This is a genomic window from Lentibacter algarum (assembly GCF_040580765.1).
GTDB lineage: Bacteria > Pseudomonadota > Alphaproteobacteria > Rhodobacterales > Rhodobacteraceae > Lentibacter > Lentibacter algarum.
This window is the reverse complement of record NZ_CP158687.1, coordinates 237,372-256,213: the sequence shown is the minus strand read 5'-3', so window position 1 is coordinate 256,213 and position 18,842 is coordinate 237,372. Positions and strand designations below refer to the sequence as shown.

General features: G+C 57.7%; 25 protein-coding genes. 18 read left to right on the top strand and 7 right to left on the bottom strand.

The window, feature by feature from the left end:
• Positions 1 to 10 precede the first annotated feature (10 nt).
• The 5 genes from DSM117340_RS01165 to DSM117340_RS01145 all read left to right on the top strand — a co-directional run bounded on the left by DSM117340_RS01165 (position 11) and on the right by DSM117340_RS01145 (position 4,093).
• Positions 11 to 1,282, top strand: coding sequence for an HlyD family type I secretion periplasmic adaptor subunit (locus DSM117340_RS01165; RefSeq protein ID WP_245724376.1), 1,272 nt, complete (start codon positions 11 to 13; stop codon positions 1,280 to 1,282).
• A 79-nt stretch (positions 1,283 to 1,361) separates the two neighbouring features.
• Positions 1,362 to 1,826 carry a RidA family protein gene (locus DSM117340_RS01160; protein WP_089887186.1) on the top strand — a complete coding sequence of 155 codons (465 nt, stop codon included), beginning with the start codon at positions 1,362 to 1,364 and terminating at the stop codon, positions 1,824 to 1,826.
• Complete coding sequence (locus DSM117340_RS01155; RefSeq protein WP_089887184.1) at positions 1,826 to 2,590, top strand: glycerophosphodiester phosphodiesterase family protein; 765 nt, start codon at positions 1,826 to 1,828, stop codon at positions 2,588 to 2,590. The genes DSM117340_RS01160 and DSM117340_RS01155 overlap by 1 nt, the downstream gene beginning before the upstream one ends.
• A gap of 34 nt (positions 2,591 to 2,624) precedes the next feature.
• Positions 2,625 to 3,806, top strand: coding sequence for a GNAT family N-acetyltransferase (locus DSM117340_RS01150; RefSeq protein ID WP_089887183.1), 1,182 nt, complete (start codon positions 2,625 to 2,627; stop codon positions 3,804 to 3,806).
• Positions 3,803 to 4,093 (top strand): 4a-hydroxytetrahydrobiopterin dehydratase, encoded by a 291-nt coding sequence (locus tag DSM117340_RS01145; RefSeq protein ID WP_089887181.1) that lies wholly within the window; start codon positions 3,803 to 3,805, stop codon positions 4,091 to 4,093. Before DSM117340_RS01150 ends, DSM117340_RS01145 begins: the two co-directional genes overlap by 4 nt.
• A gap of 28 nt (positions 4,094 to 4,121) precedes the next feature.
• Here the strand turns inward: DSM117340_RS01145 and DSM117340_RS01140 are convergent, their stop codons facing one another.
• Positions 4,122 to 4,670, bottom strand: coding sequence for a YaeQ family protein (locus DSM117340_RS01140; protein ID WP_089887180.1), 549 nt, complete (start codon positions 4,668 to 4,670; stop codon positions 4,122 to 4,124).
• Between the two features lie 118 nt (positions 4,671 to 4,788).
• Positions 4,789 to 5,277: a peroxiredoxin gene (locus tag DSM117340_RS01135; RefSeq protein ID WP_089888848.1), complete on the bottom strand. Its 489-nt coding sequence runs from the start codon at positions 5,275 to 5,277 to the stop codon at positions 4,789 to 4,791.
• An 84-nt stretch (positions 5,278 to 5,361) separates the two neighbouring features.
• On the opposite strand from DSM117340_RS01135, the gene DSM117340_RS01130 reads away from it, so the two are divergent.
• Positions 5,362 to 6,573, top strand: a complete 1,212-nt coding sequence (locus DSM117340_RS01130) for an FAD-dependent oxidoreductase (RefSeq protein WP_089887178.1) — start codon at positions 5,362 to 5,364, stop codon at positions 6,571 to 6,573.
• Positions 6,570 to 7,115, top strand: coding sequence for a 16S rRNA (guanine(966)-N(2))-methyltransferase RsmD (gene rsmD, locus DSM117340_RS01125; protein ID WP_089887176.1), 546 nt, complete (start codon positions 6,570 to 6,572; stop codon positions 7,113 to 7,115). The genes DSM117340_RS01130 and rsmD overlap by 4 nt, the downstream gene beginning before the upstream one ends.
• 2 nt (positions 7,116 to 7,117) lie before the next feature.
• Here rsmD and map read toward each other — a convergent pair whose 3' ends face one another.
• Both map and sfsA read right to left on the bottom strand, forming a co-directional pair.
• On the bottom strand, positions 7,118 to 7,930 hold the full coding sequence (map, locus tag DSM117340_RS01120; protein ID WP_089887175.1) for a type I methionyl aminopeptidase: 813 nt from the start codon (positions 7,928 to 7,930) through the stop codon (positions 7,118 to 7,120).
• A gap of 98 nt (positions 7,931 to 8,028) precedes the next feature.
• Positions 8,029 to 8,727, bottom strand: a complete 699-nt coding sequence (gene sfsA, locus DSM117340_RS01115; RefSeq protein WP_089887173.1) for a DNA/RNA nuclease SfsA — start codon at positions 8,725 to 8,727, stop codon at positions 8,029 to 8,031.
• Between the two features lie 46 nt (positions 8,728 to 8,773).
• Here sfsA and DSM117340_RS01110 point away from each other — a divergent pair, with 46 nt between their 5' ends.
• From DSM117340_RS01110 to arsC, 7 genes are read left to right on the top strand one after another with little or no spacing between them, the layout of a single operon-like run.
• A complete protein-coding gene (locus DSM117340_RS01110; RefSeq protein ID WP_089887172.1) occupies positions 8,774 to 9,496 on the top strand; it encodes a molybdopterin-binding protein in 723 nt (240 codons plus the stop codon).
• Positions 9,493 to 10,227, top strand: a complete 735-nt coding sequence (locus tag DSM117340_RS01105) for a GNAT family N-acetyltransferase (protein ID WP_089887170.1) — start codon at positions 9,493 to 9,495, stop codon at positions 10,225 to 10,227. The genes DSM117340_RS01110 and DSM117340_RS01105 overlap by 4 nt, the downstream gene beginning before the upstream one ends.
• Positions 10,224 to 10,793 carry a peroxidase-related enzyme gene (locus DSM117340_RS01100; protein ID WP_089887168.1) on the top strand — a complete coding sequence of 190 codons (570 nt, stop codon included), beginning with the start codon at positions 10,224 to 10,226 and terminating at the stop codon, positions 10,791 to 10,793. The genes DSM117340_RS01105 and DSM117340_RS01100 overlap by 4 nt, the downstream gene beginning before the upstream one ends.
• Positions 10,765 to 11,742 carry an OmpA family protein gene (locus tag DSM117340_RS01095; RefSeq protein ID WP_245724330.1) on the top strand — a complete coding sequence of 326 codons (978 nt, stop codon included), beginning with the start codon at positions 10,765 to 10,767 and terminating at the stop codon, positions 11,740 to 11,742. Before DSM117340_RS01100 ends, DSM117340_RS01095 begins: the two co-directional genes overlap by 29 nt.
• A 38-nt stretch (positions 11,743 to 11,780) precedes the next feature.
• The gene (locus DSM117340_RS01090; RefSeq protein WP_089887167.1) at positions 11,781 to 12,128 is read left to right on the top strand and encodes a DUF952 domain-containing protein; all 348 of its coding nucleotides are present in this window, start codon (positions 11,781 to 11,783) and stop codon (positions 12,126 to 12,128) included.
• Positions 12,121 to 13,179, top strand: coding sequence for a quinone-dependent dihydroorotate dehydrogenase (locus tag DSM117340_RS01085; RefSeq protein WP_089887165.1), 1,059 nt, complete (start codon positions 12,121 to 12,123; stop codon positions 13,177 to 13,179). Before DSM117340_RS01090 ends, DSM117340_RS01085 begins: the two co-directional genes overlap by 8 nt.
• Entirely contained in the window at positions 13,170 to 13,508 is a 339-nt protein-coding gene (arsC, locus tag DSM117340_RS01080; RefSeq protein ID WP_089887164.1) for an arsenate reductase (glutaredoxin), read from the top strand. Before DSM117340_RS01085 ends, arsC begins: the two co-directional genes overlap by 10 nt.
• On the opposite strand, the gene DSM117340_RS01075 is transcribed toward arsC, so the two are convergent.
• Genes DSM117340_RS01075 through DSM117340_RS01065 form a run of 3 tightly spaced genes read right to left on the bottom strand, consistent with a single transcriptional unit; the run spans position 13,495 to position 15,744 of the window.
• Positions 13,495 to 14,823: an MATE family efflux transporter gene (locus DSM117340_RS01075; protein WP_089887162.1), complete on the bottom strand. Its 1,329-nt coding sequence runs from the start codon at positions 14,821 to 14,823 to the stop codon at positions 13,495 to 13,497. The two genes, arsC and DSM117340_RS01075, sit on opposite strands and share 14 nt — an antisense overlap.
• Positions 14,816 to 15,328 carry a PaaI family thioesterase gene (locus DSM117340_RS01070; protein WP_089887160.1) on the bottom strand — a complete coding sequence of 171 codons (513 nt, stop codon included), beginning with the start codon at positions 15,326 to 15,328 and terminating at the stop codon, positions 14,816 to 14,818. The genes DSM117340_RS01075 and DSM117340_RS01070 overlap by 8 nt, the downstream gene beginning before the upstream one ends.
• A 2-nt stretch (positions 15,329 to 15,330) precedes the next feature.
• Complete coding sequence (locus tag DSM117340_RS01065; RefSeq protein WP_089887159.1) at positions 15,331 to 15,744, bottom strand: PaaI family thioesterase; 414 nt, start codon at positions 15,742 to 15,744, stop codon at positions 15,331 to 15,333.
• Between the two features lie 142 nt (positions 15,745 to 15,886).
• Between DSM117340_RS01065 and DSM117340_RS01060 the strand changes: the two genes are divergently transcribed.
• The 4 genes from DSM117340_RS01060 to DSM117340_RS01045 all read left to right on the top strand — a co-directional run bounded on the left by DSM117340_RS01060 (position 15,887) and on the right by DSM117340_RS01045 (position 18,821).
• The gene (locus tag DSM117340_RS01060) at positions 15,887 to 16,264 is read left to right on the top strand and encodes a MerR family DNA-binding transcriptional regulator (RefSeq protein ID WP_089887157.1); all 378 of its coding nucleotides are present in this window, start codon (positions 15,887 to 15,889) and stop codon (positions 16,262 to 16,264) included.
• Between the two features lie 96 nt (positions 16,265 to 16,360).
• Complete coding sequence (locus DSM117340_RS01055) at positions 16,361 to 16,768, top strand: MerR family DNA-binding transcriptional regulator (protein ID WP_089887155.1); 408 nt, start codon at positions 16,361 to 16,363, stop codon at positions 16,766 to 16,768.
• A 40-nt stretch (positions 16,769 to 16,808) separates the two neighbouring features.
• A complete protein-coding gene (locus DSM117340_RS01050) occupies positions 16,809 to 18,584 on the top strand; it encodes an acyl-CoA dehydrogenase C-terminal domain-containing protein (RefSeq protein ID WP_089887153.1) in 1,776 nt (591 codons plus the stop codon).
• 24 nt (positions 18,585 to 18,608) lie between these two features.
• Positions 18,609 to 18,821 (top strand): hypothetical protein, encoded by a 213-nt coding sequence (locus DSM117340_RS01045; protein WP_089887152.1) that lies wholly within the window; start codon positions 18,609 to 18,611, stop codon positions 18,819 to 18,821.
• The last annotated feature ends 21 nt before the right edge of the window (positions 18,822 to 18,842 follow it).

Sequence of the window (18,842 nt, the reverse complement as noted above, 5' to 3'; positions counted from 1 at the left end):
GCCAGCACGCATGCCTGTGTTTGTCGGTCTGTTCGCCCTAATGCTGCTCGTCGGCGGCTTTGGCAGCTGGTCCATTTTCAGCTCTCTCGCGGGAGCCATCGTCGCATCAGGTCGCGTCGAAGTCGAACAAAACCGCCAGATCGTTCAGCATCTCGACGGCGGCATTGTGGCCGAGATTTTGATCAAGGAAGGCGACAGAGTGTCTGCAGGCCAAACCCTAATCAAGCTCGACAGCGCCTCGCTTGGCTCAGAGTTCACAATCGTGCAAAGTCAGCTGTTCGAGCTGATGGCTCGCCGCGCGCGCCTTGAGGCCGAACGGGATACATCTTCCTCCCTCACATTCGATCCAGAGCTTGACCAGCTCGCCAAAACCTCAGCCGAAATCGCCGAGCTGATGGATGGTCAGACGCGCCTTTTTGATGCCCGCGCTGAAAGCGTCACCCGCGAGCGTGAACAACTTGCAAAACGCCGGGAGCAAATCCTCGATCAGGTCCGCGGCATCGAAGCTCAAACAGAAGCACTCGTTCAACAAATCGCCCTGATCAGCGAAGAACTAGAAGCCCAAAACAGCCTGCTGGAACGCGGCCTCGCCCAAGCCTCCCGTGTGCTCGCACTGCGCCGAGAAGAAGCGCGCCTCTTGGGACAAGTGGGCGAGTTGCGCTCCAACAAAGCCCAAGCCGAAGGCCGTACCACCGAGCTTGATATCGAAAGTCTCAAACTCACCAGCTCCCTGCGGGAAGAGGCGATCAGCCAGCTGCGCGATTTGCGAGTGCAAGAGCTTGAACTGAGAGAGCGCCGCCAGCGTCTTTCCGAGCGGCTGTCCCGCCTCGCCATCCAAGCGCCAGCTTCAGGTATTGTATATGGTCTCACCGTCAACACCCCACGCGCCGTCATCCGCGCGGCTGAGCCCGTTCTCTATGTCGTCCCACAAGACCGCCCCCTCGTGATCGCGGCTCAAGTCCCCGTTATTCATATTGATAAGGTCTACGCAGGCCAAAGCGTAAACTTACGCTTCTCAGCCCTTGATCAGCGCCGTACGCCAGAGCTCTACGGCCAAGTCGTCACCGTATCTGCCGATGCCTTCATGGATGAGGCCCAAGGCACATCCTATTACCGAGCAGAAATTGCTCTGAATACAGGCGAGCTTGCCAAGCTTCCCGAAGGTGCCGTGCTTATTCCAGGCATGCCCGCCGAAGCCTTCATCCTCACCTCTGAGCGTAGTCCGATGGACTATCTCATCAAACCGCTCTGGGATTATTTCGAGCAGGCCTTCCGCGAATAAGACAAGTCGCTTTTGCCGTATCGGCGCGGCGCATTTCCCGCTAGCCTCACTCCGACTCGCCAAATTCAGGAGACACGAGATGAGCAGCAAACTAGAACAAAGCCTCAATGAGATGGGTATCACCCTGCCTGCAGCCCCAGCGCCCGCAGCCAACTATGTGCCCTTCGTCGTGACAGGCAACACAGTCTATGTCTCAGGCCAAATTTCCAATGGAGAAGAGGGCCTTATTGTCGGCAAGCTTGGTGACAACATGACAACTGAAGAAGGCGCCGCCGCAGCGCGCACCTGTGCGCTCAGCCTTCTGGCACAGCTCAAAGCGGCCTGCGACGGTGATCTGGACCGCCTTGTGCGGGTTGTCAAACTTGTAGGGTTTGTAAACTCGACAGCCGACTATACAGAGCAGCCCAAGGTGATCAATGGCGCCTCCGATTTCATGGTCGAAGCGCTCGGCGACATCGGCCGGCACGCACGCTCAGCCGTTTCGGCAGTCTCTTTGCCCCTCGGCGTCGCAGTAGAAATCGAAGGCATCTTCGAGATCAAATAATGCAAAAACCTGCGTTGCCCCAAAGCTTCCTTCAGGCTCCGATCACCCATCGGGGCCTGCATAACCTGCCAAATGGCATCCCAGAGAACAGCCTCGCCTCCTTTGAAGCTGCTATTGCCCGCGGCTATGGGATCGAGCTGGACTTGCAACTCTCTCAAGACGGCATAGCGATGGTGTTCCATGACTATTCGCTTGAACGCCTGACGAGCGAAAAAGGCGCAGTCGCACAGCGCACAGCCGCCGCCCTTGGAGATATCCCCCTCACAGGCGGCGTTGAAGGTATTCCGACACTGTCTGAGACGCTCGCTCTTGTCGCAGGCCGTGTGCCGCTTCTGATCGAGCTAAAGGATCAGGATGGCGCCCTCGGCCCCAATGTCGGCCCCCTCGAAGACGCCACCATCAAAGCTCTCGCAGGCTACAACGGCGATGTCGCCTTGATGTCGTTTAATCCCCATTCTGTTGCGGCCCTTGCCGACCTCGCGCCCCATATCCCGCGGGGCCTCACAACATGTGACTATCTCCCCGAAGACTGGCCCACGTTCCCCAAGGCCCGCCTCGTCGAGCTTGTCCCAATCCCCGATTTTAATCGCACGGGCTCAAGCTTCATAAGCCATCAGGCCAGCGATTTAAGAAGTGCCCCTGTGACAACCCTCAAAGCCCAAAACGTGCCAATTCTCTGCTGGACCATACGCTCCAGTACAGAAGAGCAAGCCGCGCGCCAAATCGCCGATAACGTCACGTTCGAAGGCTACTTGCCTGCTTGAAAGCGCGGCTTTCTGCAACAATATTGAGGCCAAGATGGACAGTGACGCGCAAATTGAAATCAGCCTCAATCCCAGCTTGCGCGACATCCCGCAAGCCGATTGGGATGCCTGCGCCCATGCCCTCGGTCCCCGCCCGCGTGACCCGTTCACAACCCATCGCTTCCTTCTAGCACTCGAAGAAAGCAGCTCGGTCGGTCCTGGCACAGGATGGCAGCCGCTCTATCTCACGGTGCACCAAGACGGCCAGATCATCGGCTGTGCTCCGCTCTACGGCAAATCACACTCGCAAGGCGAATATATCTTTGATTTCAACTGGGCCGATGCCTTCACCCGCGCAGGTGGACAGTATTACCCAAAGTTCCAAATCGCCGTGCCCTTTACACCAGCCACAGGTCCACGCTTTCTTGCTCGGGAGGGCTTTGAGACGGTTGCCATGCCCGCCCTCGTCCAAGGCGCGATCCAAGTCGCCGCAGAGCAAGGCGTCAGTTCGCTGCATGTGACCTTCTGCACAGAAGATGAAGCAATAGCAGGCGCCGCCATGGGCCTTCTGCGCCGGACCACGCAGCAGTTTCATTGGGAAAACCACGGTTTTGAAACCTTTGCAGACTTCCTCACAACCCTGACCGCACGCAAGCGCAAGAACATCCGCCGCGAGCGCACCGAGGCGCAAAACTTTGGCGGAACCATCCGTCGCCTCACAGGCGATCAGATCAAAGCCGAACATTGGGACGCCTTCTGGCAGTTCTACCAAGATACAGGCCGTCGCAAATGGGGCACGCCCTACCTGACCCGCGAATTTTTCGATATCGCCCAAGAGACCCTGCGCGACGACATGATCCTGATATTGGCCGAGCGTGACGGCGTACCCATCGCAGGTGCGCTCAACTTCATAGGCGAGCAGGCGCTTTTCGGCCGCTACTGGGGCTGTGTCGAAGATCACCGCTGCCTACATTTCGAGCTGTGTTACTATCAAGCCATCGAGGCCGCTATTGAGCTGGGCCTGCCTCGTGTCGAAGCCGGTGCACAAGGCGAACACAAGTTGGCGCGCGGGTATCTGCCCACAACCTGCCACTCGCTGCACTGGCTCGCTGACGAAGGCTTCTCGCGCGCAGTCGAGCAGTATCTCGTATCAGAGCACCGCGCGATTGGCGAAGAAATCGAAATATTGACAGGCTATGGCCCGTTCAAATCCGACAAAAGGGAGGAACAAGATTGATAGAAGTTCTCAGCGATACGGCCCGCGAACAACTCCTCGAGCCCCTGTTTGAAAACGGCTGGGCGCAGGACGAAACCCGCGACGCCATCACAAAAACATACAAATTCAAAGACTTTACTGAGGCCTTCGGCTGGATGACACAGGCCGCGCTATGGGCCGAAAAGTGGAACCATCACCCAGAATGGAGCAATGTCTACAACCGCGTCACTGTCACGCTCACAACCCACGATGCAGGCGGCCTCAGCTCACTTGACGCAAAGCTCGCACGGAAGATGGACAGTTTCTAAAGAAGGCGTGTGAGCGCACACCAACCCGTCACTGACCAGCGCTTTTCCACTCCACAAGCGTCACATAAACCATGCCCTCATCACCGCTGACCATAACTTCTCCGTCCTGAATGTTGACCTGAAGTTTCATCGAGCGGTTCGCCAGTTTTGCCAGCTCGCCAGTGTCTTTCTCCGACAGGTTCATAACCTGAAGGTTGTCAAAACGGCTCGTGCTGTTCTTAAGCTTGTCCCACCACATCTCTGCGGTCCGGCCGCCATAGCTGTAAATAGCCACTTTACTCGCCTTGCCGCAGGATTGCCGCACAAGCTTCTCACTCGGTTGCCCCAGTGAAACCCATAGCTCAAGCTCATTGCTCAAGCTCTTTTGCCAAATGTCGGGCTCATCGTCCGTCGAAATCCCCTTGGTCATCTCCAACTGCTCATGCGCATTCAGAGCAAAAGCGAGCAAGCGAACCATCAAGCGCTCATCCGTCTCCGACGGGTGCTTTGCAACAGTCAACTTATGCGTCTCGTAGTAATGACGATCCATATCAGACACAGAAAGTTCAACTTTATATATCGTAGCTTTTTGCGCCATGCTCGGCCCCTGACCTTTGAAGTTAGTGCTGCCTAATGCGTCTGACGACAATGTAAAAGCTCATAAAGAAAGGCCCCCTCGGAAAGGGGGCCAAACGAGGTTCTCTAATTTGGTTGGCTTAAAGCGCAGCAACCATCGCTTCACCACCAGAAATTTCGCAAGTTCCAGGGCTCTCTTCGGCGTGCAGTACTTTCACAACGCCATCCTCTGCCATCAAAGCATAGCGCTTGGAGCGGCTCACAAAGCCAACGGGCGGCGCATCAAAATCCATGCCAATCGCCTTGGTAAAAGCACCTGAAGAATCCGCAAGCATTGTGATGCCCTCACCTGCCGCGCCCGTAGCCTCGCCCCAAGCGTTCATAACCCATGGGTCATTGACCGAAAGGCAGATGATCTCCTCCACGCCCTTGGCGGCAAGCGCCTCTTTCTGGCGAACGAAGCTTGGCACATGTGCCGAATGACAAGTCGGCGTGTAGGCGCCTGGAACAGCAAAGATCACAACCTTGCGCCCTTTGAGCTTTTCGCCCAACTCCACGGGCGCAGGCCCGTCCGCACCAAGCGTCATTACCGCCACCTCTGGCAGCTTGTCTCCAACTGAAATCGTCATAATCCGTGTCTCTCCCTGTTTGCGATTGTCTCTTGAAAGCATATAGGGTTCTTTACGGTCAGGGCCAGCAGAAGGATCACACTAATGTCTCATATCGTCGTTGTAGGAGCAGGTCAGGCAGGAGCGTCTCTTGTCGCCAAGCTGCGAAACGAAGGCTTTGATGGAGAGATCACCCTGATTGGCGAGGAAACTGCGCCCCCCTACCAGCGCCCGCCACTCTCCAAGGCCTATCTCTTGGGCGATATGGAACTTGAGCGGCTCTACCTGCGCCCCGAAAGTTTTTATGCCGATCAGAACATTTCCCTGCGCCTCGGCGCACATGTCAGCGCGATTGATCCCGCCGCCAAGACGCTGACGGTTGATGGCGAAACACTCGCCTACGACCAGCTCGCGCTCACAACAGGCTCGACCCCTCGCCGTCTGCCCGCCGCAATCGGCGGCGCGCTTGACGGAGTCTATGTCGTGCGCGGCTTGTCCGATGTCGACGCGATGGAGCCAGAATTTGGCGAAGGCAAACGCGTCCTGATTATTGGTGGAGGCTATATCGGCCTTGAGGCCGCTGCCGTGGCCGCCAAAAAGGGCCTCAATGTCACTCTGGTCGAAATGGCCGACCGTATCCTGCAGCGCGTCGCCTCGCCCGAAACATCAGATTACTTCCGTGCTTTGCATACAGCACACGGGGTCAATATCCTTGAAGGCACAGGGCTCACCCGCCTCATTGGCGACACCCGCGTCACAGGGGCGGAACTGTCAGACGGAACGATCCTTGAGATCGACTTCGCCCTTGTCGGCGTTGGCATTGCCCCCGCCACAGCTCTGGCCGAAGCCGCAGGCCTCACGCTGGACAACGGCATCATGACAGACGCACACGGGCGCACCTCTGACGCCCACATCTGGGCCGCAGGCGATTGCGCGTCATTCCCGTATCGTGACGGACGCATCCGCCTTGAGTCTGTGCCAAACGCCATCGATCAGGCCGAGATCGTCGCACAAAATATGCTTGGCAAAGCCGTTGAATACACGGCCAAGCCTTGGTTCTGGTCGGATCAATACGACGTCAAACTCCAGATCGCGGGCCTCAACACAGGCTATGACCGCGTCGTCACCCGCAAAGGCGAAAAAGACGGCGCAGTCTCCTTCTGGTATTACGGGGGGCAGACGCTCCTCGCTGTCGACGCGGCCAATGATCCTCGCGCCTATATGATTGGCAAGCGCCTCATCGAGGCAGGCAAATCTCCCGCGCCAGAATTGGTCGCAGACCCCGCCACAGAGCTTAAAGCGCTGATGTCGGCGTGAGGATTATTGCAGGACAACATCGCGGCCTTCAGCTTGCAAGCGTTGGCCAAGGCGACACAGACGCCCACTTGCGCCCCACGTCAGACCGCGTGCGCGAAAGCCTCTTCAATATCCTCTCACATTACGGCCAGCCCTCTGGTGCGCGCGTGCTTGATCTCTTCGCAGGCACAGGCGCACTTGGCCTCGAAGCGCTCAGCCGTGGCGCAACCCATGTAACCTATGTAGAAAATGGGCGCGCAGGCCAAAAGCTCATCCTAGAGAACCTGACCAAAGCCCGCCGCACGCAAGACGCGACCCTTCTCAAAAGTGACGCCACAAGCCTTCCTCCAGCCAAAGTCCCCTGCAATCTGGTCTTTCTAGATCCCCCCTATGGCAAAGCTTTGGGCGAACAGGCTCTCGCCTCCGCCCGTGCCCAAGGCTGGCTCTCTGAGGATGCGCTCGTTGTCTGGGAAGAAAGCGCGCCAATGTATGCGCCTCAAGGCTTCACGCTAGAGGATCAGCGCAAATACGGCAGCACAGTCATCACGCTCCTGCGTGCCTAGCCCTAGCCATACGTCGGGTGAAACCGCCCAGCAGGCGACAGGGTAAAGATCTCATAGCCCGTCGCAGTCACGCCAATCGAGTGCTCAAACTGCGCGCTGAGAGACTTGTCCCGCGTCACAGCCGTCCAATCGTCCGCCAGAACTTTGGTTTCAGGCCGCCCAAGGTTCACCATCGGCTCGATGGTAAAGAACATACCCTCCTCCAAAACAGGCCCCGTGCCTTCGCGCCCGTAATGCAAAACATTTGGCGGCGCATGAAACACAGTGCCAAGCCCGTGCCCACAGAAGTCGCGCACCACTGACATGCGCTGCGCTTCAACAAAGCTCTGGATCGCGTAGCCAATATCGCCAAAAGTGTTGCCAGGCTTGACCGCTTCAATCCCCTTGAACAGCGCTTCATGGGTAATCTCGATCAGACGTTCCGCCTTGCGGCCAAGTTTACCCGCCACAAACATTCGGCTTGTATCGCCAAACCAGCCGTCAACAATCACCGTCACATCGATGTTGAGAATGTCGCCATCCTTGAGCTTTTTGTCTGAGGGGATGCCGTGACACACCACATGGTTAATCGAAATACAGCTCGCGTGTTCATAGCCTTTATAGCCGATGGTGGCTGATTTGGCTCCCGCCGCATTGACCATGTCCTCAACGATACGGTCAATCTCAGCTGTGCTCTGTCCAACAAAAACATGCTCGCCAATGCGGTCCAGAATGTCTGCTGCCAAGCGCCCCGCCGCGCGCATCCCTGCAAAATCGGCCTCGCTATGAATGCGAATACCGTCTCTCGTCACTGGTCCGTTATGCTTCTCACCCACGGTGCTGGCCTCATCTATATCTGATCACTTTGGCTCTACATAAATCGGATCAAGCCCAAGGGCCACCCCAAGCCTCAAGCCCCGTGCGCAGCAACAGTTCAAAACTGAAAATCCAACGGCTTTCCAAGGGTGATACCTTGCAGGTCAATCACACAATCATACGCCAGAGCCTCGACGCCCGCCGCCAGAGCCGCGCGCAACCCAGCTGCATAAGCCGCATCAATATCTCCCGCCACGCTCACCACTTTCGCATCCGTGCGCTGGACTAGAAACAAAAGCACAGCCCGATGCCCTTGCGAGACCATCGTAGTCAGCTCCTGCAAATGCTTCAGTCCCCGCGCAGTGACAGAGTCTGGGAATTCGGCAAGCCCTGCGGTCCGCATCAGCGTGACCGATTTCACCTCAAGATAAATATCACGTGCACCACCTTGCAGCAGAAAGTCTACACGGCTCTTTTCACCGTATTTCACTTCAGGGCGCACCCCATCATATTCAAGCCCGGCAATAGCGCGGGCCTCAAGCCCCGCCTTGACAACACGGTTCGCAGCAGAGGTATCCACCCCCGTAAAATCCCCGCCACCATGCTCCACAAGCCGCCAGCCATATTTGAGCTTTTTCTTGGGGTCGTCATTGGGCTCCACCCAAATGCGCATGCCGGTCTCGGCCAGCCCCATCATCGAGCCAGGATTTGCACAATGCGCCACTGCCTCGCGTCCGTCCGCGAAGCGGATATCAGCAAGAAAGCGTTTATAGCGGCGCAAGAGTGTCGCAGGCTCAAGTGGGGTTTGAAAGCGCATGATATACGGCCTATACCCAAGCCAACAAAGCTTCAAGGAACACCGCATGAGCAACCCAACAGCCGCAATGCTCGTCATCGGCGACGAGATTCTCTCAGGCCGCACCCGCGACGCCAATATGCATCACCTCGCAGGCGAACTAACCAAAGCAGGCATCACACTTTCGGAGGTCCGTGTTGTGTCTGATGATGCCCCCGCTATTGTCGCGGCGGTTCAGGCGCTCTCTGCGGCTTATGACACAGTGTTCACATCAGGCGGCATTGGCCCAACCCATGATGACATCACCGCTGATTGTATAGCAGAAGCCTTCGGCGCACATATCGATGTGCGCGATGATGCCCGCGCATTGCTCGCCGCCTTCTATGAAGAGACCGGCCGAGAGTTCAACGCCGCCCGTATGCGCATGGCGCGCATCCCTGATGGCGCGACGCTTATTGACAACCCTGTATCCGTCGCGCCCGGCTTCACACTTAACAATGTTCATGTCATGGCCGGCGTCCCGTCTGTCTTCCAAGCCATGCTCGCCACGGTCTTGCCGACCCTCACAGGCGGCGCGCCACTGCTGAGCCAAACCCTGCGCATCAACCGCGGCGAAGGCGATATCGCAGGCCCCTTGGCTGATCTGGCCGCGCGCTACCCCGCGTTGTCTATCGGCTCCTACCCGTTTCAAGACAATGGCGTATACGGCGCAAACATCGTTATGCGCAGCTCTGATGGCCCTCTGTTGGACAAGGCCATGTGCGAGCTCGCCGAGATATTCCCCGCATGACTCTCCCTAGCATCCAGAAAATCTATGATGTGGTCGATGGCACATGGCCTGCCGCCGAATATATGCAGACAGGCCCATGGCTCTTTCGGCGCGGCGCAGGCGGCGGCCAGCGCGTCAGCGCCACAACCGCCCGTGGCCCCTTCACTGTCGAGGATATCGCCACAGCCGAAGCGCAGATGAAGGCGATGGGCCAGCCCAATCTCTTCATGATCCGCGAAGGCGACGAGACGCTCGATGCACTCCTCGCAGAGCAAGGCTATGTGATCCATGACCCCGTCACAGCTTACGTCGCTCCCGTTTCAATCTTTGCCGAGAAACACCCGCCGCGCATCTGCGCGCTTCTGGCATGGGAACCACTGGCAATCATGCTCGACATCTGGGCCAAAGGCGGCATCACTGAGGGCCGAATTGATGTGATGCACCGCGCCCAAGGCCCAAAGACAGGCCTCATCGGACGTCTCAATGATCACCCTGCCGCCGCAGCATTTTGTGCCATTCATGACGGTGTCGCCATGGTTCATGCGCTTGAGGTCTTGCCCCATCAGCGCCATCAAAGCATGGGCAAGTTCGCCATGTACGAACTCGCCCACTGGGCCGCGCGCAACGGGGCAAGCCATATCTCGCTTGTGGTCACTCAAGCCAATCAGGCGGGCAACGCGCTCTACACTTCCCTCGGCATGACATCTGTGGGACAGTATCACTACCGCTTGAAGAAAGAGGGCCAGACATGAGCCATAAACAACCGACTGCACTTGACCTTCCGATGCTTGATCCGCTCCCCGACGAGACGCAGAAATACTTTGATATCTGTCAGGACAAGCTCGGCCTCGTGCCAAACGTGCTGCAAGCCTATGCCTTTGACATAGACAAGCTCAACGCCTTCACAGCGCTCTACAATGACCTGATGCTCGCCCAAAGCGGCCTGAGCAAGCTTGAGCGCGAGATGATCGCCGTCGCGGTCTCCTCGATCAACAAATGCTTTTACTGCCTCACAGCTCATGGCCAAGCTGTTCGCCAGCTCTCGGGTGATCCGATGCTTGGTGAAATGCTGGTGATGAACTGGCGTGCTGCCGATCTTGACGCCCGCCAAACCGCGATGCTCTCTTTTTCCGAGAAAATCACTGTCGCCAGCTACACAATCGTTGAGGCCGACCGCGAGGCCCTGCGCGCCGTAGGCTTTTCGGACCGCGACATCTGGGACATTGCCAATGTCGCAGGCTTTTACAACATGACCAACCGTGTGGCCTCCGCCACAGATATGCGCCCAAATGACGAGTATCACGCGCAATCGCGCTAACGTTTTCAGCGCTGCTCTGGCGCTCATGTGTCTGACCGCCGCGCCGCTTCTTGCCGAAGCTCTCGCGCTGCCTGCCAACGCGCGCCTCACCCGCGAAGTCGTCAAAAGCGCCGCGAGCTATTCCGCCCCCGTCGCGCCCTACGCAGCAGGGCTTCTGCCTGTGTTCGAGGTGCAGGGCCGCATTACAAAACAAGCCTATCGCATCCCACAGCAAGGCATTACACCCCAACAGATTCTCACACCGATTGAAGAAAGCTTAGTCGCAGCAGGCTTTGACCCTCTGTTCAAATGCCAAGACAGGTTCTGCGGTGGCTTTGACTTCCGTTTTTCAACCGATGTCTTGCCCGCGCCTGACATGTTCGTAGATCTGTTTGATTATATCTTCCTCACCGCAAGACGCATGCCCGAAGGCAGCGCTGCCTCCGAATATATCACCCTTCTTGTGAGTCGCGACAGCACCGCAGGCTATGTGCAGATCATCCAAGTCACCCCCGAAGGCGCAACACCGCTCGCCACAGAACGTGGCGAACCACTTGTCGCCCAGCCTGTTGTCACCCCGCGCCAGCCCAAAGGCCCCATCGGGACAGAGCTTGAAACACGTGGCCACGCTGTCCTCTCTGATCTGACCTTTGAAACAGGCTCATCCGACCTTGGCCAAGGTGCCTTTGCTAGCCTTGAGGCCCTTGCAACATACCTGCGCGCAAACCCGACCCGCAAAGTCGCTCTTGTCGGCCATACCGATACAGTCGGCTCGCTCTCGGGCAACATAGCCCTTTCCAAGCGCCGCGCCACATCAGTCATGCAACGTCTCGCCTCCGCGCATGGTATCCCCGCCGCACAAATGGAAGCCGAAGGTATGGGTTATCTTTCCCCCGTGGTAAGCAACCTCACAGACAAAGGCCGCGAAGCCAACAGACGCGTCGAGGTGGTGCTTCTCAGCACAGAGTAGCGCTTGACCAATCCGCGTCCAAAAGGCATCACAGCCTCATGCTGATCCTCAAGATATTCCGCGCCCCCGAATGGGCGGCCCTGCGCGCAAACGGCGAAAGCCAAGGCGCGCCGATTGATGTAGCCGATGGCTATGTGCATTTCTCAACGCCAACACAGGCGCAAGAAACCGCTGCAAAGCACTTTGCCGGCGAAGAGGGCCTCGTGCTACTGGCGGTTGACGCCGAAGCCGTCGATGACGACCTCGAATGGGAGGTCTCGCGTGGCGATGATCTTTTCCCACATCTTTACCGCAAGCTGAAACTTTCAGATGTCGTCGCGCATTGGCCGCTTCCGCTCGTCGATGGCGTTCATGTCTTTCCCGAAGAGGCCTTGGCCGATGACTAAGCTCGAAGCCCTCGCACTCAAAGCCATGCACGCCTTTGATCCAGAGCGCGCCCACGGCCTTGCCATATCTGCGCTCAAACTCGGCCTCGTGCCGCTGTCTGGTCCCGTCACATCGCCGCGTTTGGCGACCACGCTTGCAGGCCTTAATCTGCCGAATCCGGTCGGCCTCGCCGCGGGCTTTGACAAAAATGCCGAGGTGCTCGCCCCGCTCGCACGCGCAGGGTTCGGCTTTGTTGAAGTCGGCGCCGTGACACCCCGCGCACAGCCGGGCAACCCCAAGCCCCGCCTTTTCCGCCTGACCGAAGACCAAGCCGCCATCAACCGCTTCGGCTTTAACAACCAAGGCATGGAAGCCGCCAACACACGGCTGGCAAATCGCCCGAAAGACGCCGTTATCGGCCTCAATCTTGGCGCCAACAAAGACAGCGAGAACCGCGCCGAAGACTTCGCCCGCGTGCTCAGCTATTGCGGCGCGCATCTTGACTTTGCCACGGTCAATGTCTCCTCCCCCAACACAGAAAAGCTGCGCGATCTACAAGGCGCTGAAGCGCTTTCGGCCCTGCTCGCAGGCGTGATGGAGGCCAACAACTGGCTCAAAAAGCCTCTGCCCATCTTTCTCAAAATCGCCCCCGACTTGACCGACACAGAGATCAGCGAAATCGCCGATGTTGCTCTCGCTCAAGGCCTGAGTGCCATCATCGCAACCAACACCACCCTGTCACGCGACGGCCTGCATAGCGCCGCCAAATCCGAGGCAGGCGGGCTTTCTGGCGCGCCGCTCTTTGAGCGCTCCACACGCGTTCTTGCAAAGCTCAGCAAAGCCACCGAAGGCAAGCTCCCCCTCGTTGGTGTAGGCGGGATCGCCACAGCCGAACAAGCTTACGCCAAAATCCTCGCAGGCGCGTCTGCCGTACAGCTTTATACAGCGCTCGTTTATCACGGCCTGAGCCTCGCCAGCGAGATCGCTCAAGGCCTTGATACGCTGCTTGAAAAAGACGGCTTCGCCAATGTGGCCGATGCCGTGGGAACAGGGCGTGACGCATGGATCTAACCATTTGGCACAACCCTCGCTGCTCAAAGTCGCGCCAAACTCTCGCGCTGATTGAAGCCCAAGATCCGACAGTGCGCCTCTACCTCACTGACGCCCCAAGAGAGGCCGAGCTGCGCGCCGCGGCAAAGGCTCTCGGCGTCGCGCCCATTAAAATGATGCGCACAGGCGAGTCCGAGTTCAAAGCAGAGAGCCTCAGCCAAGACAGCTCCGAGGATGCACTCTTCGCCGCCATGGCCCGCATTCCCAAGCTCATCGAGCGCCCGATTGTGTTTGCGGGGGAGAAAGCCGTCATTGGCCGCCCGCCCGAGGCCGTGCTCAGCCTGCTTTAGCCGCACGCTCAAGAGCGGGGTAGCGCAAGGCGAGGCTTCCCGCGCGAGCAATAAACGAAATATGCAGCGCCAGCCAAAGACCGTGATTTTCCATGCGTGGCATCAAGGCCCAAGCGGCGAGCACATAGATCACAAAGGCGATCGCCATCATGTTGCGCATATCTGCCGTGCGCGTCGCCCCGATGAATATCCCGTCAAACTGTGTCAGCCCGACAATCATCACAGGCGCCGCAATGAGCCAAGGCAGATAATGACGCGCCTCTTGCTGCACATCTGGCGCTTTGGTCATAATATCGATGATCATCGGCCCCATGAGACAGAAGGCCAGCGCCATGAGCACGCCCAACGCCAGCGCCCAATAGGTGGTCAGCACCGCCGCGCGCCGCACCCGCGCCACAGCCGCAGCACCAAACGCCTGCCCCACCAGCGCTTCGGCTGCAAAGGCAAATCCGTCAAGCGCATAGCCTGTGATGTGCAGAAACTGCAACAAGACTTGGTTCGCCGCCAAAGTCACATCGCCAAAGCGCCCGCCCAGCAGCAGAAACGACACAAAGATACCCTGCAACAAAAGCGAACGGATCAGAATATCGCTGTTCACCACAGCCATCCGCTTGAGCTTGATACGGTCAAACACCCGCGCCCAATCGCGCCAAGCCGAATGGGCAAACGCCGCGCGGCACATCCACAGCCCAAGCACCAGCCCTGACCATTCCGCAATAAACGTGGCCCAAGCGACCCCAGCAACACCCCAGCCAAACGAAAGGACGAAAACAAGATCAAGCCCGACATTCACCCCGTTCATCAGAAGTTGGATCCACAAGACTTCCCGCGTGCGCTCCTGAGCAATCAACCAACCTGTAATCCCATACATCGCAATGGCAGCAGGCGCCGAGAAGATGCGAATTCGCATATAGGTCTCCGCCAGCCCCTCGACTTCCGCGCTCGCAGGCGAAAGGCGAAAGGCTCCCCAGATCAGCAAGGGCTGGATCAGCACAAAGAACAGCCCCCCCGCCACTCCGATCATCAAGGCGCGCGTCAAAAGCGCCGCCACTTCGCCCGCTTCCCCGCGTCCCGCTGCTTGGCTGGTGAGGCCCGTCGTGCCCATCCGCAAAAAGCCAAAGACCCAGTAGATGGCCGATATGATCACAGCGCCCACGCCCACCGCCGCAATCGGCGCCGCGTCTGGAATTTGTCCAACAACAGCGGTATCCACCGCGCCGAGAATAGGGATTGTCACATTTGCCAGTAAAATGGGAATGGCGATCTTGAGCACCCGACGATGGGTGATCTCTCTATCGCCTATCGCGTCACTCATCCCGCCGCGGCGGCATCAGGAAGTGCCCCGTGCCCTGCGCAAAAATGCGGTTGCGATTGTCTTGCCACGCCTCGACATGCACGCTCGCATAACGCCGCCCAGAGCGATTCACTTTTGCACGCGCATAAGCATCTCGAGGCAGGCCCGTGCGAAGATAATCGATGGTAAAGTCGATGGTCTTTGGCAACCGTGGCATATGCCCTTGAACAACTTCATCCGCGTCCAGATCGCCGCGCTCAATCTCGTCCCAAAGCACAGACCAGCCAAGCCCAATCACAGCCGCCACTTCCATAAATCCGGAGATCGCCCCGCCATGAAGAGCTGGCAACAAAGGGTTGCCAATGAGTTTATCATCATAAGGAAGAATAGCCGTGAGCTCGTCACCCCGACGGTCAAATTCGATGCCCATAAAGTTGATATAAGGCACACCGTGCACCAACGCACTCAAGGCCGCATCACGGCGTTGTTTGACAACCTGCACAGGTTCGGGACGTTTGTAAGCCATGCTCAGCGCTCCACCGTAAAGGCCCCTGTGGCCGTAGCCACTGGATTCTCTTTATCATCATCCGTTGCCGTAGCCCGCACAAAGGCAACTGAGCGGGTGATGTGGTAACAATGCGCCTCCGTAGCGATGGTCTGGCCAGGCGTCGCTGGGCGCATATAGTCAATGCGCAAATCAATCGTCGCCGTCCCCGCAGGGTTGCTCGGATGGCTCATGGCCGCAGCACCACAGCACGTATCCATAAGCGCTGACACCGCACCGCCATGGATCACCCCTGTCTCAGGATCGCCCACAAGAGACTCGGAATAAGGCATCTCAATTCGCGCGTAGCCGTCTGAAATATCCGTCAGCTCCATGCCCAATGCGCGGCTGTGTGGGATCGCGGAAATAAACTGTTTGGCAATTTTGGTTTTATCCATTGGGCGCTTGCTCCATCGGGCACTTGGCCTCTGTTGGCGACATACTTCCAGACCGCCGCACCCTTCGCAAGCAGTAACACCGCAATTGTCTGTCTTGTGTCTTTTGCCACACCGCCCTAGGGTCCGCGCGAGGAGACTAAGAATGACGGACACACGGCTAAACTTCAAAGACATGTGCGCCAAATTCGACGTAACGCCGCGCACGTTACGCTACTATGAATACATCGAATTGCTTCAGCCCGAGCGCGAAGGCCGCTCGCGCTTTTACTCCGCTCGCGAGATCGCACGCATGACACTGATCATGCGCGGCCGCCGCTGGGGCTTTCCTCTGGAAGACATACGCCAGTTCCTGCTGGTCTACGAAGAGCATGGTACAAAAGCCCAACTCCAGCACTGGATCGACATGGCCGATGGCAAGCTCATTGAGCTCGAAAAACAACGTGCCGAACTCAACACTGCTATTGAAGAGCTGACGGAAAACCGCCGAGAGACACTGGAAACCCTTCAAACCAAGAAGTGACGCAACGTATCGTTTACGTAAACGTCAACTTCCCCTTGAACGACTCGGCCAAGCTTTGCATCTAAATATCACGCGTTCCTCAAACGAGATGTTTTCATGCCTGATACAGATAAACTGATGACGATCCGCGAGATGTGCGACACCTATGATGTGACGCCCCGCACCTTGCGTTTCTATGAAGCCAAAGAGCTCTTGTCGCCGCTGCGCGACGGCCAGAAGCGCCTGTTCACACGCCGCGATCGTGGTCGCCTCAAGCTCATCCTGCGCGGCAAGCGCTTTGGGTTTTCTCTCGAAGAAATCCGCCAGCTGCTTGAGCTTTACCATGTCGGCGACCAGCAGCAGACACAGCTCGCCCGCACATTTGCAATCGCTCAAGAGCGCCTTGCGGACATGGTTCGCCAGCGTGACGAACTCACCCTAGCGATCAAGGACCTCGGCGACCAGATTAACGGCGTCGCACAGACACTTGCGGCAATGGCCGAAGGCAAAGACGCCGCCGAATAAACAGAACAGACCGCAAAAAAAGACTTCAGGGAGAGACCACATGCCGAGTTACACAGCCCCCGTTAAAGACCTTCAATTCGTTCTACACGAGGTTCTCAAAGCCAGCGCATCCGATATTTCAGGCTACAGTGAGCTTGAGCCAGACTTCACAGCTGCGGTCCTTGAGGAAGCGGGCAAAATTTGCTCAGACGTTCTCGCCCCGCTCAATGCGGTCGGTGACAAAGAGGGCTGCTCGCTTGAAAACGGTGTGGTCCGTGTCCCGACAGGCTTCAAAGAAGCGTTTGATCAGGTCCGTGAAGGTGGTTGGACTGGACTTGATATGCCCGAAGAATACGGCGGTCAGAACATGCCCTATGTGCTTGGGACAGCCGTAGGAGAAATGTTCTCGGCGTCCAACCAAGCCTTTACCATGTACCAAGGCCTAACGCATGGCGCAGCCTCTGCGATCCTTGCCCACGGCACCGACGCCCAAAAAGAAACATTCCTGCCCAAAATGGTCAGCTGCGAATGGACAGGTACTATGAACCTGACCGAGCCACACTGCGGAACAGACCTTGGCCTCATGCGCACCAAAGCAGAGCCACAAGACGACGGCAGCTTCAAACTTTCTGGCCAAAAGATCTTCATCTCTTCGGGCGAGCACGAGATGGCAGACAACATTATTCACTTGGTCCTCGCCAAAATCCCGGGTGGCCCTGACGGTATCAAAGGCGTGTCGCTCTTTATCGTGCCCAAATTCATCGTCAACGAAGATGGCTCCCTTGGTGCGCGCAACGGCGTGAGCTGTGGCGCTCTCGAAGAGAAAATGGGCATTCACGGCAACTCGACCTGTGTGATGAACTATGACGAAGCGACTGGCTATCTCCTCGGAACCGAGCACAAAGGCATGCGCGCCATGTTCACAATGATGAACGAGGCCCGCATCGGTGTCGGCATGCAGGGCGTCGCACAAGCCGAAGCAGCTTACCAAAACGCAGTTGTCTATGCCAAAGACCGCCTCCAAGGCCGCGATGTCACAGGCGTGAAAAATCCAGATGGCCCCGCCGATCCCCTGATCGTGCATCCTGATGTCCGCCGCATGTTGATGGACCAGAAAAGCTTCGTGGAAGGCGCGCGCGCCTTTATTCTCTGGGGGTCCTCTCTGATTGATGCCGCGCACCGCGCAAATGACAAAGACGCCGATGGCCTGATCTCTCTTATGACACCCGTCATCAAAGGCTTCCTCACAGATGTCGGCTACGCCATGACTGTTGAGGCGCAGCAAGTCTATGGCGGCCACGGTTACATCGAAGAATGGGGTATGTCGCAGTTCACCCGCGATGCGCGCATCGCGATGATCTACGAAGGCGCCAACGGCGTCCAAGCGCTTGATCTTGTCGGCCGCAAGCTCGCCCAAGACGGCGGCAAGCATGTCATGGCCTTCTTTGAGATGATCAAGAGCTACTGTGCCGAGCAAAAAGATGTTGAGGGCATGGAACCCTTCATCGAGCCGCTCAAAAAGGCCTCGAAGGATCTTCAGGCTGCAGGCATGTTCTTTATGCAAAACGGCATGAAGAACCCGAACGCCGCCCTCGCTGGCTCGACAGACTTCATGCACATGATGGGCCATGTCTGCTTGGGTCTGATGTGGGCGCGTATGGCCCGCGCCAGCCTTGATGCCCTCGCGTCATCCCCCGCTGACGCAGCGTTCTACGAGACGAAGCTCGCCACAGGCCGTTACTATATGGCACGTCGCCTACCAGCGACTGCGCTGCATCTGGCCCGTATCGAAAGCGGAGCAGACACTGTCATGGCGCTGAGTGAAGACCAGTTCTAACGTTTTAAAAAGGAGCCTTGCCCAATGCCAAAACGCTTCCGCCTGACCCGCCGTTTTCCCGCCGCAATGACGGAAGATGGCTACCGCAGGCTCAAGCGCTTCGCCTCTGACGCGGGGCTGGATGAGGGCGAGGCACTGAGTTTTCTTTTTGAAAACTTTGAAAGCGTGATGAATCACGAAAACCTGACAGCGCGCCTGCGGCTCTTCAATTCGGAGCTGGATGCGCGCAAAAGATAAAATCTTCTGGGGAGGAGAAAC

Coding starts and splice junctions, on each gene's coding strand:
- DSM117340_RS01165 (WP_245724376.1), top strand. CDS start 11: ATGCCTGTGTTTGTCGGTCTGTTCGCCCTAATGCTGCTCGTCGGCGGC.
- DSM117340_RS01160 (WP_089887186.1), top strand. CDS start 1,362: ATGAGCAGCAAACTAGAACAAAGCCTCAATGAGATGGGTATCACCCTG.
- DSM117340_RS01155 (WP_089887184.1), top strand. CDS start 1,826: ATGCAAAAACCTGCGTTGCCCCAAAGCTTCCTTCAGGCTCCGATCACC.
- DSM117340_RS01150 (WP_089887183.1), top strand. CDS start 2,625: ATGGACAGTGACGCGCAAATTGAAATCAGCCTCAATCCCAGCTTGCGC.
- DSM117340_RS01140 (WP_089887180.1), bottom strand. CDS start 4,670: ATGGCGCAAAAAGCTACGATATATAAAGTTGAACTTTCTGTGTCTGAT.
- DSM117340_RS01135 (WP_089888848.1), bottom strand. CDS start 5,277: ATGACGATTTCAGTTGGAGACAAGCTGCCAGAGGTGGCGGTAATGACG.
- DSM117340_RS01130 (WP_089887178.1), top strand. CDS start 5,362: ATGTCTCATATCGTCGTTGTAGGAGCAGGTCAGGCAGGAGCGTCTCTT.
- sfsA (WP_089887173.1), bottom strand. CDS start 8,727: ATGCGCTTTCAAACCCCACTTGAGCCTGCGACACTCTTGCGCCGCTAT.
- DSM117340_RS01110 (WP_089887172.1), top strand. CDS start 8,774: ATGAGCAACCCAACAGCCGCAATGCTCGTCATCGGCGACGAGATTCTC.
- DSM117340_RS01105 (WP_089887170.1), top strand. CDS start 9,493: ATGACTCTCCCTAGCATCCAGAAAATCTATGATGTGGTCGATGGCACA.
- DSM117340_RS01100 (WP_089887168.1), top strand. CDS start 10,224: ATGAGCCATAAACAACCGACTGCACTTGACCTTCCGATGCTTGATCCG.
- DSM117340_RS01095 (WP_245724330.1), top strand. CDS start 10,765: ATGACGAGTATCACGCGCAATCGCGCTAACGTTTTCAGCGCTGCTCTG.
- DSM117340_RS01090 (WP_089887167.1), top strand. CDS start 11,781: ATGCTGATCCTCAAGATATTCCGCGCCCCCGAATGGGCGGCCCTGCGC.
- DSM117340_RS01085 (WP_089887165.1), top strand. CDS start 12,121: ATGACTAAGCTCGAAGCCCTCGCACTCAAAGCCATGCACGCCTTTGAT.
- arsC (WP_089887164.1), top strand. CDS start 13,170: ATGGATCTAACCATTTGGCACAACCCTCGCTGCTCAAAGTCGCGCCAA.
- DSM117340_RS01075 (WP_089887162.1), bottom strand. CDS start 14,823: ATGAGTGACGCGATAGGCGATAGAGAGATCACCCATCGTCGGGTGCTC.
- DSM117340_RS01070 (WP_089887160.1), bottom strand. CDS start 15,328: ATGGCTTACAAACGTCCCGAACCTGTGCAGGTTGTCAAACAACGCCGT.
- DSM117340_RS01065 (WP_089887159.1), bottom strand. CDS start 15,744: ATGGATAAAACCAAAATTGCCAAACAGTTTATTTCCGCGATCCCACAC.
- DSM117340_RS01060 (WP_089887157.1), top strand. CDS start 15,887: ATGACGGACACACGGCTAAACTTCAAAGACATGTGCGCCAAATTCGAC.
- DSM117340_RS01055 (WP_089887155.1), top strand. CDS start 16,361: ATGCCTGATACAGATAAACTGATGACGATCCGCGAGATGTGCGACACC.
- DSM117340_RS01050 (WP_089887153.1), top strand. CDS start 16,809: ATGCCGAGTTACACAGCCCCCGTTAAAGACCTTCAATTCGTTCTACAC.
- DSM117340_RS01045 (WP_089887152.1), top strand. CDS start 18,609: ATGCCAAAACGCTTCCGCCTGACCCGCCGTTTTCCCGCCGCAATGACG.